This is a genomic window from Fontibacillus panacisegetis (assembly GCF_900102215.1).
Lineage (GTDB): Bacteria > Bacillota > Bacilli > Paenibacillales > Paenibacillaceae > Fontibacillus > Fontibacillus panacisegetis.
Map to the genome: position 1 here is coordinate 39410 of NZ_FNBG01000025.1, position 15204 is coordinate 54613.

Consider the following 15204-nt stretch of genomic DNA (forward strand, 5'->3'; position numbering starts at 1 on the left):
GAATTAATTTACCTTGATTTTTTTGAGAAAATGAATTCTAAAATAAGAGTGGGGTGTCACCACGTAGATAAAAATCTACTTATGGGACACCCCAGCTTTATCTTGAACCTGTTCCTATCGACGATCTTTTGGTCCGCCTACAAATACTTGATTTTCAGTATCAAGTCCATATGCTGTATGCAACGCCTTAACAACTTCAGTTAGTTTACCACTGTCGATTACGCAGGAAACCTTAATCTCTGAAGTGCTTACCATTTTAATATTCACATCTAGTTTGGAAATAACGTCGAACATTTGTGCAGCAACGCCTGGATGGCTAACCATACCTGCACCAACGATAGAGATTTTCACCAAATCTTCTTCAGAGGTTACTTCTTCGTAAGGAACATCCCCGCGAATGCTCTCAAGTACCTTCAAAGCACGTTCACGATCAGATAGAGCTACAGTAAAGGAGAAGTCCGCTTTACCACCTTGAACACCGCTCTGTACAATAATGTCTACATCGATTTTGGAGTCTGCCAGTGATCCGAAAACTTTGGCAAGAACTCCAGGGACGTGAGATACTCCTACAATGCTGATGCGTGCTACATTTTTATCGTAAGCGATACCGCTAACTACTACTCCTTGCTCCATGCTCGCTTCCTCCTTAACAACTGTACCTTCATTATGATTAAAGCTCGATCTTACTACGAGACGTACCTGATTATGCTTCGCATACTCAACTGCGCGCGGATGAAGCACCGCTGCCCCCAGGTTTGCCAGCTCAAGCATCTCGTCATAAGAGATCTCATTCAGTTTACGCGCATTTTTCACGATGCGAGGGTCGGTTGAATACACTCCATCGACATCGGTATAAATCTCACAGTAATCTGCAGCTATAGCTGCAGCCAAGGCTACTGCTGTTGTATCTGATCCGCCGCGGCCGAAAGTCGTAATTTCTCCTTCTTCAGTCATCCCTTGGAATCCGGCAACAATAACGATACTTCCTTCCTCCAACGCTCTTTTAACGCGCTCAGGGTGAATATCCGTTATACGTGCTCTTCCAAATTCTGATTCCGTGCGGAATCCGGCTTGCCAGCCTGTAAAAGACACCGCTTTACGGCCAAGTGCATTTATTGCAATGGACAAGAGTGCAATCGAAATCTGTTCTCCTGTCGTCATCAGCATATCCATTTCGCGTGCTGGCGGTTCATTGCTGAGCAATTTCGCCTGATCAATCAAATCGTCGGTCGTATCTCCCATCGCTGATACAACAACTGCAACTTGATGTCCTTCATCCTGTTTCTCAACAATACGCCGGGCAACGCGCTGCATACGCTCTGTATCGCCTACGGAGCTGCCGCCGAATTTCATAACATATAAAGCCAAGTCAGACCCTCCCTAATGTGATCAATCCTTTAAACGCTTTTTAATCAGTAACGCTTTAAACCAGTATAATACGAAAGACCGGAATAAAGTCAATGCTTTTGATGACATTATAAGAAAAACTAAAAAAATGGGGCTGTCCCAAAAGTAGGTTTAGTGTCAAAACTAGAAATAGCGGTGCAAGGAAGACGATCCCTGCACCGCTTGATCCCGCCACACATTCTATGACCGTATCTTATGTGTAATAGTGTCATGCTGCGGAATTCCTGAAATTCCTGCAAATGTGCAGGTTTTGTTTATGTAAAGCCTCTAAATGCCCTAAATTGCTGCAAATGTACAGGCTTTCTCTAACAATTCTCTTCAAACCAGTCTATTCTGAACCTTATTCCTGCATTTTTGCAGGCTTTTGTTCATCCTTTCATGGCTACCTTTAAAAACCTGCATTTTTACATGTTTTTCCTGATATCTTGCCTTTCCACTGCTAAACAAGAAGCGTCCCTCAAAGTTATCTTAGATAACTTTTGGGACGGCCTCCGTACACTTCCACATCATGTGAGAGTAAAAGCACTTGTTACGATCCCGCTCCAGTTCCTACGCGCGCGAGATGTATTTACCTTCGCGAGTATCGATCAGCAATACATCATCTTCATTAATGAAGAGAGGAACCTGTACATTAAGTCCTGTTTCTACCTTAGCGTTCTTCGTAGCACCAGTAGCTGTGTTACCCTTGATACCTGGCTCAGTCTCAACTACTTTAAGCTCAACACTGTTTGGCAGGTTAATCCCAAGAATTTCACCTTGGTAGCTAACGATTTTTACATTCATGTTTTCTTTAAGGAAGTTAAGCTCCCATTTAAGCTGATCCTGAGTCAATGTGAATTGATCATAAGTTTCGTTGTCCATGAAAGCATGGTCTTGTCCACTGGCATACAAATACTGAACATCACGGTTCTCGATCAACGCACGACCGATAGTTTCACCAGCACGGAATGTTTTTTCTACCGTATTACCATTGCGGAGGTTTTTCAATTTGGAGCGTACAAAGGCAGCGCCTTTACCTGGTTTAACATGCTGAAAATCAAGCACCGTAAAAATATCTCCGTCTACCTCGACGGTCAAGCCTGTTTTAAAATCGTTTACTGAAATCACAAAAGAACCTCCTCAAATAGGGTTAACACCATATATTATAAATTTATAATTACCCAAAATCTAAAAACCGCATGCTTATCTAACCGATGACAGTAAATTCCTTAGTTGATACAGTTAAACGGGTATTTCCGTCTTCTGTAATCACTACATCATCCTCAATGCGGACGCCACCAAGCCCTGGAATATAAATCCCCGGTTCAACAGTTACTACCATACCTGGTTTTAGAATTTGATCACTCAGCTTCGATACTCTTGGAGCTTCATGTACCTCCATACCTAGACCATGTCCGGTGCTATGACCGAATTGGTCTCCGTAACCGTAACGTGTAATCACATCACGTGCAAGTGCATCCGCTTCCCGTCCAGTTATGCCCGGACGCAGAAACTCAAGGGTATGAAGCTGTGCTTCCAGAACGATATCATAAATTTCGCGAAGCTTGGCAATGGGTTCACCAATTGCCACAGTGCGCGTAATATCGGAGCAGTAACCGTTCATCAACGCACCAAAATCCATTGTGACCAAATCACCGTTTTGGAGAATGCGATCACTTGCTACACCGTGAGGCAGTGCCGAACGTTCGCCAGAAGCAAGAATGGTATCAAAGGAAGGCGCTGATGCACCATTTTTGCGCATAAACGTTTCCAATTCCAAAGCCATGTCGCGTTCAGATTGCCCAGGCTTAAGTACATTCAGCATGTGAAGGAACGTCCGGTCAACCAAATCAGCTGCCTCCTTCATCAGCTTCAGTTCCACACTATCCTTGTACATTCTGAGTTCTTCAACCAAGCCACTAACAGGAACCAGTTGAACCGGCTTCAGATCCTGCTCATATTTCCGATATGTCGAGAAAACTACATTATCTTCCTCGAACCCAAGCTTGCTCACATTTTGAGAAATTAACAGTTCTTTTATGCTATCGCTCACTGAAGCACCGTGCTCTACAATTTCAAATCCAGTTGCTTGTTCAGCAGCTTGTGTCATATAACGGAAATCTGTCAGTAAATAAGCCTTCTGATGTGTAATTACTACATAACCGGAACTTCCGGTAAAACCCGTCAAATAGCGGCGGTTCACATCACCGGTAATCAATACAGCCTCTATATTCTGAAGCGCCATCGCTTCACGAAGCTGGATAACACGTGTGCTCCCCATAATAAACTCTCCTTCAATATCAAATTACTTTTTTTCCAAATGACGCTTAAGCGCCTGTAATCCAAAATCATACCCTAGCGATCCGAAGCCAGCTATTTGACCTATAGCTACAGGCGCAATGACCGATGTATGACGGAATGCCTCACGAGCATGGATATTGGACAAATGAACCTCTACCGTCGGAATGCTGACCGAAGTGATCGCGTCCCGAAGAGCATAGCTATAATGCGTCAACGCACCAGGATTCATTAAAATGCCATCACAAGCTCCATAGGCAGCATGAATTTTGTCGATGAGCTCACCTTCGTGATTAGATTGAAAAAAAGAAAGGGTTAACCCGAGCCCCTCCGCTTGCTTCTCAAGACGTTTTTCGATATCACTTAACGTCTCCGCCCCGTAAATGCCAGGTTCACGAACGCCAAGAAAATTCAAATTTGGTCCGTTAAGCACCAGAATACGGTACATCGCCGCTCATCCCCATCTCTTAATTATGTTCTAACTACCACTATAATTAAAAATAACCAAAAATAATTTTAACATAGGAATAAGCAAGTTGAGAAGTTTTTTGTTCTTAATTAATGTGACGTCTCAGGCTCCCTCCTTCTTTCATCCGTAAATTCTTCAGCTGTTGTGTAGCCGATAAAGAGTCCCCAGAGCAAATACAGGCAAAATTCACTGATCACTGTATTCGAAGTCAGCTCTCCAATCGGTCGCGTCAATTGGAGCATTGGCTGAGCTAATACAAAAATAATGAGCCACCATACCACTCCGTATACCATGCCGGGCAGAGGTCCTTTTGCTTTTCGAAAAAGAAGAGTATATATGATGGTCGCAATGATGGAAAATACGATAAAAAACAACCATCCTACATAATAACCCGCCTTACTTTGCAAGAAAGTATTCTTAAAGAAAGGCTCCATTAAATATCCTGGAAGTACCGTAGTAAATCTCATGTAATAAAAAAGCCCCTTTACAGCCCCCCATATTAATCCGGCAAAAAAACCAACCTCCAGAGCAAATAACCAAATATTCGTGTGATGTTTCCTTCTGTATACTTGCTGATTCATGGTTGATCTTTCCTTTCATAGCAGCGTAAAATAGCTTCATTCTATATGCAGTTTAGTATGTACAATTCAAAAAAGACTAACCAACTAGAATTTGACCTGAAAGTTCGATACAATGGAAATAATCAAACTAATTACTATACTAGGAAGGTGAAGTTTTTGCCTGAGCAATCCAAACCCAACATTTATGGTGGTCAAGCCGTTATAGAAGGCGTTATGTTCGGCGGCAAATATGTTAACGTAACTGCAGTACGCCGCAAGAACGGAGAGATTACCTTTTTGGAAGTTCCAAAGCAGGATAAAGCATGGGTCAAACGACTTCGCAAAATACCTCTCATCCGCGGTATTGTCAGCATCGTTGATTCCAGTGCCAAAGGGTCCAAACATTTGAACTATGCAGCCGAAGCTATGGCTGATGATGAGATGGAGCCTGAAGAACGTGCCAAACAACAAGATAAAGAAGAATCTAAATGGTCGCTGACAATGATTCTGGGCGTCGCAGTTGTAGGTGTTCTCTCTTTTATTGTCGGAAAACTTATTTTTACGCTTGTACCTGCATTGCTCGAACAATACTTGTTCCAGCATGCATTCAGCAATCAAACTCTGCATTCACTTGTAGAAGGCGTCATCAAGATCGTTCTTTTGCTTTCATATTTATGGATTATTTCTCAGACTCCAATTATCAAGCGTTTGTTCCAATATCACGGTGCAGAACATAAAGTTATTACCGCTTATGAAGCAGGCGAAGAGCTAACTCCTAAAAATGTACAAAAATACAGCCGCCTTCATTATCGCTGTGGCAGCAGTTTTATCATTTTAACGGTCATCGTTGGTATCATTTTATATTCGTTGCCTATTTTCCATTGGGAAAACGTTTGGGAGCGGATGTACATTCGTATTTTACTTCTCCCAATTGTTATCGGATTGTCCTTTGAGCTGCTTCGTATTACTAATGCAGTTCGTGAAATCCCTGTACTCAGATTTCTAGGTTATCCAGGACTATGGTTGCAGCTGCTTACTACCAAAGAACCAAATGACGAGCAAGTAGAAGTATCCATCGCTTCATTCAATCGCATGCTAGAATTGGATGCCAGCCTGGAGGAAAGCAACGGTCTTCTTCTTTCAGAAGCTAGCCATTCTTCTTTAGATCCCGTGAAAGGATGATGAAGGCATGAAAAAACAGACCATCATATTTTGGACTGCGATCCTGCTGGCAGCTTTCGCGATATTAGATGGGCTGTTTCTCAGAGGTGGAATCCATATGAGTTCCATTCTGGTTCCGGTCCTTATATTCGGGATTGTGTTCCTGCTGTACAAATTTCCACCGAAAAAATATCGAAAGAACAATGCTAAAGTCAAGGTTAAGCCATCCGCTCGAACAATGGCCAAAGTTGCAGCTGAACGACGCAATCCCACCAATACGACGACTAAACGAAAACATTATCCTTTTCAGGTCATCGATGGCCAAAAAGGGAAAAGCGACGACGACTATCCAAAGTACCATTAAGCATCAATAACATAATTTATTTAGCCTGCTGATACTTTTTGAACTGCGCTTCGTAATACTGGATGTTCCAGTCTCCGAAGAAGCGATTCCCGGATATTAGACCGGATTCATAAAGCAGCAGGCTTTCTTTCATCATCGCGTAGATTATCTTTAAGATAATCAAGAGGAGCTTATGCTACCCTGCAAGAGTTCTACTGGAAAGCGGAGAATAAGAGGAAGTATACGTCGAAGAAATATCGAGGTGACTAGCTTGAGTTCTAAGCTCATTTAAAGAGCTTGCGCTTGGCATTATCGACATATACCGATCAAATTCAAGGTGTTGGGGATACGGCTTGAAGTTACCTCATGATGTTAAAGGTAATTTTCTCAAAAGGGTACGAGCACACGAGCGAGATGAGTTTTCGAGAATCAAGATATCAATACCAAAGGGAGCGCTTATAGTTGTATTGATATGTACCTAGCTAATATCCACGCTTATTTACCGATTTCAAACTGCGAAAGTTGAGTTAGTTTTAAACATTCTGTAGTAAATTTAATTCGTTAGTTTCTATTCTCTTGTTCATTACACTACATTCAATTATTGGAACATTAAACTTAAAATTTTCATGAGTAGCCAATAAAACAATAGCATTTGCCGAAATTTCTTCAATTATCCTTAATACATCTTCAATATTTTTTTGATCAATAGCTGAAGTAATTTCATCAAATAAATATACATCGGGATTACTTACAATTGCTCTCGCAAAGCATACCCGCTGTATTTGTCCTCCAGAGAAGTTTAAACCCTCGTCATTAATCACAGTATCGTATTGATTTGGCAAATTTATGATTAGTTCATGTAAATTTAGGCGTTTGCATATATTTTCTATATCTTCCAACGGTACATCTCTGTATAAGGATATATTTTCTCGTATTGAAATTGAAAACATGTAGTGGTCTTGTGTGACATAGCTCACTTTATTTCTTAGGTTCTCTTCACTATAACATTTTAATTCTATACCATTTATTAATATTTCCCCAGTATATTCGTCAATTAATTTAGATAATATATTTAATAAGGATGTTTTTCCTGAACCACTTGCACCTTTAATAAGATATATATTATTTTTATAGAAATTAATATTTGTATCTTTGAAAACCTCTATGCTGCTTTGTGTAGTGTGACTTAGATTTTTAATTTCTATTTTTTCAATCTTGTTATATCTTTCTTTGTCATTGACATTCTCAATTTTCCCTATACTTTCAGAATCTACTATCTCACCTACCCTACGTAACGAAACAGATACCTGCTGTATTTTAGAGTTAAGTTTTGACAATAGTAATAGGACACCTTTAAATCTGTCTGAATATTCATTGAATGCTGTCATCATTCCCAAACTAAGCCTTCCGTTAAATATCAAATATATTGCTAAAATTATATTCAAATTGTTTATCAAAAACGTTACAACACCAATGATAACTTGGGTTACTAGTTGAACATTAAACTTCTCTATATTTTTTTCATTAATATCCATAACATTCTTTCTAAACATCTCGTTCCACTTATTTTCAACCTTAAAAATTTTTATTGATTTCAATCCTGATAAGGACTCATATAAAAAAGACATAAAAGAATCATGCATTTTTGTATACTCAATCTCTTTTGATTTGATCATTCTCCCTGAATATATATATATCATGAATGTAATAGGGAATGTTACTATGGTTACAAGTGTTAGTATTGGACTTATATATACCATAAATATTAAAGAAATTATCATACTTATAGTCTGTACTACTAAGTTCATATTATCAAAAAGAATTGAGGAAAAAATTGTCGAATCACTTTCAATGTTATTGACTAATCTCCCTTTGTCAATTTTATAAACCCTTGAATAAGGCATTTCTAAAATTGAGTTAAACAACTCTTCTTTGATATTGAGTTCGACTGAATAACTAAGCTTAATAATCATTTTTTGATTTTTGTAATCTAATACAGTAGAAACTACAAAACATAAGAACATGTAAAGTAAATTCATTTTTATTGTATAAAATGATTTACTTACTATACCATTAATTATGTTCCCGAAGAATAGAGGGAATGCTAATGATAAAACATTCGACATTATCATGATAGATAATATTAACAATATTGCTCTTTTAGGTATATTCAACTTTTTTATAGTATTAAAAAATAGCACAAAATCTTTTTTATAGTCTTTCATTGTGCTACTTCCCTCCATCTTACACAGTATTCAACTATAGTTTATCGGGCAGATTGATAGAAAAACTAGCTTACTACTTAGTTGACTTCATTAATTTCATTTCTTTACAGCTTGATCAAGCACCGCTTGCGCTTCGGACCTTACTGTTGCTATTGCTTTATCAATATTTTTTTGTCCTTTTTCCACAAGTTCTAGTTCTCGACTTAATATCATAGCAAAATCGTTGAAAAATTGATCAGGTAGCTTGTACCAATCATCACTGTGCCTTAGCCACTTTGATTTCAAATGATAGAAAGGCTCTAAACTGGTTCCTTCATAGTCAGTCATATATCCGGATCGACTTAATAACATTTGCTGACTTAACAACAATTCATTAGATTGGGAGCTGACATGGGCATAATCTTCACCGCACACATACTGAATAAATTCCCATGCTGTATCTTGATTGGCAGATGCTTTATTAATGGCGAATATATCACCTGGAGTTACAGCATAGGTTGATGTAGGATCAAGGGGATCGACGGGTCCGGCAGCAATACCGAGTTCAAAGGGTACATTATCTTTCAATTCATGCTTGTAATGATCAATAAATGCTAGCGACAGCACTGATCCCATGTGCATTGCAGAACGCCCCATGAGAAATCGTTGGCTATCATAAAACTCCTCATTCGTTCCACTGGTGAATAATTCATCCATAGAATTAAAGATAGTTCCCGATTGGTCTGCCTCGATAGCGGTCTGAATCAATTTCTTCCATGCATCCGTATCAATGGTCATCTTCATCTTATCTGTATTCACAATCGACAACCCTTCAGCCCGGCTCATCTTGTCAATTAGTGTTACTAGATCTATAGGGGCTTCATACACATCCCCACCGGTATATCCATAAATTCGTGTCTGTTTATCCCCTTCAGTAGGAAAACGACGGGCAAGATCAATGATGTCGTACCAACTTATTCCATCAGATGGGAACTCTACACCATATTTCTTGAACAGATCTTTATTATAAAATATAGCACTGCTCTTGAACGTTGGGGCAAGACCATACAATCTACCATCGCCAATTTCCCTAAGTTGATCAACGAGACCGGGAACGATCCCATCCAGTTTATAGTTGTCTCTAGTGCAAAGCGAATCAAGTTCGGTAAGCATCCCATCATTAATATGATTCTGAAACTCGTGAGCATCCAAAATAAAAATATCTGGCTGTTCTTCACGAATAAACTGTGCATACACCTCTTCCTTCGTCTTATCTCCCATATTCATGTAAATGTCCGCATCACTGATTAATTCCAGTTGGACATGATCATTCAGCGCAGTGAACAAATCTCCATATTGCCGACGGAATAATTCCGAATCCTGATAGATGACCTTTAGCGTAGTCGTCTCTTGATTCTCCTTTGGTTCAATCGGACCCTTAGATTCACTTGTACAACCTACTACTACCAGGCAACTAATAACAAGCAGCGTAAGTACTTGCAACCATGTCTTGTTCATCATCGACTCCTGTCTCTGCTCAACATGCAGCATAGTCATTTAAAAGGTACAGTCTTGAAATCATCCCAATTGACGGTCATGTCTTCCGTTGCCATGCCTTCGTCCAGTTCTCCCCCCTCATTTTTTTCATTTACTTTCCTAGTAAGGTTCGCTTCATCAAGGGCAACTTGCGCATCTCGTTGAATCGTCTGTAGTGCGTCATCGAGGGTTTTTCGAGACTCCTCTACTTGGGTCAATTCACGATACGTAATCTCCTCATATTTTTCTTTGAATTCATCCGTAATAATAATATCATTAGGATCATCATAGTAATTACTTAGCGGCACGGAGGTTAAGTGGTAGAATCCATCTAGGTTAATTCCATAATAACCGCTTGTTTGACCCATGCGTGAAGGTATTCCATTATCAGGCCTTCTCGCCAATTTGCTTGCAACCTCATCACCCTGCATAAACTTCAACAATTCCCATGCAGCATCTACATTAGAGGAATTGGCACGAATCGCATATACATAGTCATTATTCAAGTTCAGATCTCTTGTTATTTCTCGGTTAGACGTATCCACTGGACCAATTACCATACCTACTCTAAAGGGTTTACCCTCGCCTATATAGTTAAGTACGTCATAGACATAGTTGGGATCATCTAACAACATTGCTTGTCGCCCCACAGCAAAAAGTTGCTGTTCATTGAAATCTTCATCCGTGTTATATCCTCCCACGTGGATGGCATTCGTAGATAATGCCGATTGGGCTTGTTGGTACGCTTGCTTCCAGCTCTCTGTATCCATTGTAACTTGCATTGTATCAAGGTTAACTGCCTTCAATCCCATAGAGAAACCGATCATCAAACCTAACTGTCTTAGAGGGCTTTCTTTGTCTAACCCGAAACACGTGAATCCACCATATATCTTAGATTGCTCATCTCCATCAGTAGGAAATCGCCCTGCTAACTCGACAAGTTCTTGCCAAGTCATGCCATCGTGTGGTGGCTCAATATTATATTTATCGAACAGGTCAATATTGTAAAAGATTACTTGTCGCTGGAATGTAGGCGCAAAACCATACAACTTTCCACCGCCTTGCTCCCTAAGAAAGCTGGTGATTGAAGGATAAATCGTGTCGATATTGTAGTGATCCCGCACCACTAGCGGTTCAAGATCTAACAAAAACCCTGCTGCTGACAACCGATTATAATCATCAATACTTAGCTGAAGAACATCCAGTTGTTCTTGTTCGATAGACTGTTGGAGAGCTTGCACATAGTTTGAAGCAGTCTTCTCAAGTTTCATACTTTTGGGTCTAATAAGCTCAATCTTAATCGAACCGTTCTGGGCATGGAACATATCACCATATTTATCATTAAAGTATCTTTTTTCTTTGTCGTGATTCATCACCTTCAACTTTGAAACGTTAGGCTCCGGCAAGCTTGTACAACCTGCCAATCCAATCATAAGTAAACCTATAAGCAGCAAAGATGTTAAATTGAACTTGCTCAAGCTGATTCCCCCTATTTGAAAAACTGATTCAACTTTCCCATAAAGCTCTGAAGCATGATCACATGCGAATGTGCGAAGATTGAATGGCTTCATAATGAAATCCAAATTTATCACATCCTCCACTTTACGGGAAAGTCAAATCAAGACTAACTAATATACCATGTGACTCTTCGTAATAAATTTAAAACATGTGTTTATTAGATCCGTTAGTGTAATTAGCACTCTGGTTATCTGATTTACTAGAACTCCCAGTACAACCACATGAGCATCCGCAGTTTCCCAAGCAAACAAAAGTAGAATCAGCTTGCGACTTAGCATCTATTGTACTGCAGGTACAACCCGCTCTTGGTTGTAAATTATTTACTGTTTTCCCAAATGGATTAATAATATTCATGCAATACCCTCCTCTCTATTTTTTTCACGATTGTGGTAAGCATATCGATTTTACGTGGTAGCTTCGCACATTCGCATATTACGATACTTTCCATTAATCCACGTAAATTCGTTTATATATTAAAGGAAGATTGCTTCCTCTAATAACTAGATAACTGTCCTATCCGTAAAATATTTCATTCAGATACTCTAATGACTCGGGATTCTTTTCTAATATTTCATGATATAATACCAATCTCTGCTCTGTTATGACTCTATATTCTAAGCATTTTTCGTGCCTGTAGGATATATTAATACCATCACGATCATAACATTGCTTATAGCATAGATGGCATATATTAACAGCCCAACAATCATTACAATATTTTGTTGCTTCATTCATAAAGTCATTAATATAGTGTTTATTAATTTTCTCATAGTCTAAGCCTTCATTTATTGTCCCAATGAAAGGGGATGTTCCCATACGTTCACATATTGCAAGTTCACCATTTACTGTTATATATACTCTCCCCACTCCCGGTGTACAGCATCCATTCATAGGGAATTGTTGAACAGGCTCGTCTAAGAGCATTCTATTGTGTATACTAGCTAGAGCTTTATCGTAAGAATCTTTTGATATCAGTTTTTGTTTGTCTATATCACTGATTCCAGAGTTTAATTTATCTACACTCCATTTTATTAGAGGGTCTATTCTCTGCCTTTTCGTCTCACTTAATTGTCTATCTCCCTCTGTACCAACTCCTAAGTAACTAGTCTTTTCGGGAGAAGTAATTTGATAGGATGTTGATAGGCTTGACCCGGCTGGTATATGCTCCGAATTCCTAAAGAAATGTTGTATTTCTTCCAACGTCTCTACACTTGTATCCGCTAAAACTATGTTATAGTTAATGTTGTCTGCAGCTTTTGCACCCTCAGCTTCCACTAACCTCTTCAAACCATGCATGACGATTTGAAATGATCCGTTCCCATTACAAAAGACCCTATTTTGATCATGTATTAATTCCGGCCCATCTAAGCTAACTGTTGTAATATGATGCTCCAAAGACGCCCAATAATTAGCTATTTCCTCAGTAATCAGCGTTGCGTTCGTCGTCATATTGTATACCACTTTTTTATTGTGAAGCTTTATTTTGCAATACTCTATTGTATCCTTTATGATATCGAATCGAAGCAAAGGTTCCCCACCGCAAAAAGTGATATAAACATCTTCTTTGGCTGACCTTGACAATATATCCACTGCCTTCTTCGCAGTATCTAAATCAATATCCTTAGTTCCAAATGTACGGAATCCTGCTTCCCCTTCATGATAAATGCAATATTTGCACCTTAAATTACAACGTTCTGTTACCTCTAATGAAATTAGTTTAGTTTGATTACTGGGTGCATCAACATGACTTAACATCTTCTTAACCGGTGGCATCTGTAGTATGCTCTCACTCTTTACTGCTTCTTCTATCTCTTTTAAACCATTCAACAAATTTTTAGAAGACATCTCTAATTCTAACAATCGATCAAATTCATCCGTATTCCATAGGCATTCTAATATGAGATAGATGTCTTCATTGACCATAAGCACTTTTCCAGTACCAGAATCAAAGAAATAATTATTTTCTGAAGTCTTAAAAGGCTTCCCAAGTCGAGAAAATCTCAAATCCTTCTTCAAATTGGCAAACAGATCTTTAAAACCAAGAATTTCATTAAAATTCTTCGCTGATTCTACTGAATTCTTCATGCAACTCCCTCCAAACTAAATGCCTTATATATAAGTAAGTTCATTTAGATAAGCTAATGACTCAGGATTTTTTTCTAACATTTCATGGTATAGTACCAATGTCTGTTCTGTTTTAACCCTAGTTAATATGCATGATTTATGCCTGTAAGACATATTAATACCATCACTATCATAACACTTAATATAGCATAGATTACATATATTTACAGCCCAACAATCATTACAATATTTCGTTGCCTCGTTCATAAAGTCAGTAATATAATGTTTATTAATTTTCTCATAGTCTAAGCCTTCATTTACTGTCCCAATAAAAGGTGATGGTCCCAACCGTTCACATATCGCAAGCTCACCATTTACTGTAATATATAATCTACGTCCCCCCGGTATACAACATCCATTCATAGAGAATGCTTGAGTAGGTTCGCTTATGAGCATTCTATTGTGTACTCTAGCTAGTTCCTTATCATAAGAATCTTTTGATATTAGTGATTCATTATCTATATCACTCGCACCAGAATTTAATTTGTCTACATTCCACTCTGTTAATGGGTCGAATCCCTTCATTACCGACTCACATAATTGTCTATCTTCCTCTGTACCAACTCCTAAGTAACTCGACTTTTTAGCAGGGGTATTAAGATAGGATGTTGATATTCTTGACCCAGTTGGTATATGCTCCGAATTCCTAAAGAAATGTTGTATCTCTTCCAACGTTTCCACTCTTGCATCAGTTACAACGATGTTATAGCCAATATTGACCGCAGCTTTTGCACCCTCAGCTTCCACTAGCCTCTTTAACCCCCGCATGACCGATTTAAAAGATCCCTTCCCATCACAATAGACTCTATTTTTATCATGAATCCATTCCGGTCCATCTAAGCTAACCAGTGTAGAATGATGCTCCAACGATGCCCAATAATTAGCTATTTCTTCTGTCATCAGCGTTGCATTCGTCGTCATATTATAAAATACTTTTTTATTGTGCAGCTTTACTTTGCTATACTCTATTGTATCCCTCATGATATCAAATCGTAGTAGAGGTTCCCCACCGTAAAAAGTAATATGGACTTCTTCTTTAGTTGATTTTGACAACAGATCCACTGCTTTCTTGCAAGTATCTAAATCAATATCTCTACTTCCAAATGTACGGAATCCTGCTTCCCCTTCATGATAAATGCAATATTTACACCTTAAATTACAACGTTCTGTCATCTCAAATGTAATATGTTCGGTTTGAATATTGGGTGCATCCTTATCGTATAAAACTTCACCATCAAAGATATACATCTTCTCAACTGGTGGCATCTGTAATATGTTCTCACTCTTTACAGCTTCCTCTACTTCTTTTAAGCCATTTAACAATTCCTCAGAAGACATCTCTAGCTCAAACAAACGTTCAAATTCATCAGTATTCCATAAGCATTCTAACACGCGATAGGTGTTTTCATTGACCATAAACACTTTTCCAGTGCCGGAATCAAGAAAGTAATTGCAATTTGAAGTTCTGAAAGGTTTGCCTAGTCTAGAAAATCTCAACCCCTTCTTCAAATTAACAAATAGCTCCTTGAACTTATGAATTTCATTATGATTTTCTGCTACCTTAACTGAGTTACTCATCAAAATTCCTCCTCGTATTATACTTTC

General features: G+C 38.7%; 12 protein-coding genes. 2 read left to right on the forward strand and 10 right to left on the reverse strand.

The features are described from left to right. Positions 1-114: 114 nt before the first annotated feature. The 5 genes from BLS49_RS18280 to BLS49_RS18300 form a co-directional block, all read right to left on the reverse strand. Positions 115-1368 (reverse strand): aspartate kinase, encoded by a 1254-nt coding sequence (locus tag BLS49_RS18280; protein WP_091234063.1) that lies wholly within the window; start codon positions 1366-1368, stop codon positions 115-117. A 588-nt stretch (positions 1369-1956) separates the two neighbouring features. Continuing rightward, complete coding sequence (gene efp, locus BLS49_RS18285) at positions 1957-2514, reverse strand: elongation factor P (RefSeq protein WP_091234066.1); 558 nt, start codon at positions 2512-2514, stop codon at positions 1957-1959. A gap of 79 nt (positions 2515-2593) precedes the next feature. Next, complete coding sequence (locus BLS49_RS18290) at positions 2594-3667, reverse strand: M24 family metallopeptidase (protein WP_091234069.1); 1074 nt, start codon at positions 3665-3667, stop codon at positions 2594-2596. A gap of 24 nt (positions 3668-3691) precedes the next feature. Then, entirely contained in the window at positions 3692-4132 is a 441-nt protein-coding gene (aroQ, locus tag BLS49_RS18295; protein ID WP_091234072.1) for a type II 3-dehydroquinate dehydratase, read from the reverse strand. A gap of 110 nt (positions 4133-4242) precedes the next feature. Beyond that, positions 4243-4734 (reverse strand): YqhR family membrane protein, encoded by a 492-nt coding sequence (locus BLS49_RS18300; protein ID WP_091234074.1) that lies wholly within the window; start codon positions 4732-4734, stop codon positions 4243-4245. A 156-nt stretch (positions 4735-4890) separates the two neighbouring features. Between BLS49_RS18300 and BLS49_RS18305 the strand changes: the two genes are divergently transcribed. Then, the gene (locus BLS49_RS18305; protein ID WP_091234077.1) at positions 4891-5895 is read left to right on the forward strand and encodes a DUF1385 domain-containing protein; all 1005 of its coding nucleotides are present in this window, start codon (positions 4891-4893) and stop codon (positions 5893-5895) included. A 7-nt stretch (positions 5896-5902) separates the two neighbouring features. Then, complete coding sequence (locus BLS49_RS18310; protein WP_091234081.1) at positions 5903-6238, forward strand: hypothetical protein; 336 nt, start codon at positions 5903-5905, stop codon at positions 6236-6238. A gap of 512 nt (positions 6239-6750) precedes the next feature. Here the strand turns inward: BLS49_RS18310 and BLS49_RS18315 are convergent. From BLS49_RS18315 to BLS49_RS18335, 5 genes are all read right to left on the reverse strand, one after another. Continuing rightward, on the reverse strand, positions 6751-8442 hold the full coding sequence (locus tag BLS49_RS18315; RefSeq protein WP_175471467.1) for an ABC transporter ATP-binding protein: 1692 nt from the start codon (positions 8440-8442) through the stop codon (positions 6751-6753). Positions 8443-8538: 96 nt separating this feature from the next. Continuing rightward, positions 8539-9942 (reverse strand): ABC transporter substrate-binding protein, encoded by a 1404-nt coding sequence (locus BLS49_RS18320; RefSeq protein WP_175471468.1) that lies wholly within the window; start codon positions 9940-9942, stop codon positions 8539-8541. A gap of 32 nt (positions 9943-9974) precedes the next feature. Next, entirely contained in the window at positions 9975-11549 is a 1575-nt protein-coding gene (locus tag BLS49_RS18325; RefSeq protein ID WP_139173158.1) for an ABC transporter substrate-binding protein, read from the reverse strand. 439 nt (positions 11550-11988) lie between these two features. After that, positions 11989-13560, reverse strand: coding sequence for a radical SAM protein (locus BLS49_RS18330; RefSeq protein ID WP_091234095.1), 1572 nt, complete (start codon positions 13558-13560; stop codon positions 11989-11991). 24 nt (positions 13561-13584) lie between these two features. Further along, positions 13585-15177, reverse strand: coding sequence for a radical SAM protein (locus BLS49_RS18335; RefSeq protein ID WP_091234098.1), 1593 nt, complete (start codon positions 15175-15177; stop codon positions 13585-13587). Between the last annotated feature and the right edge of the window lie 27 nt (positions 15178-15204).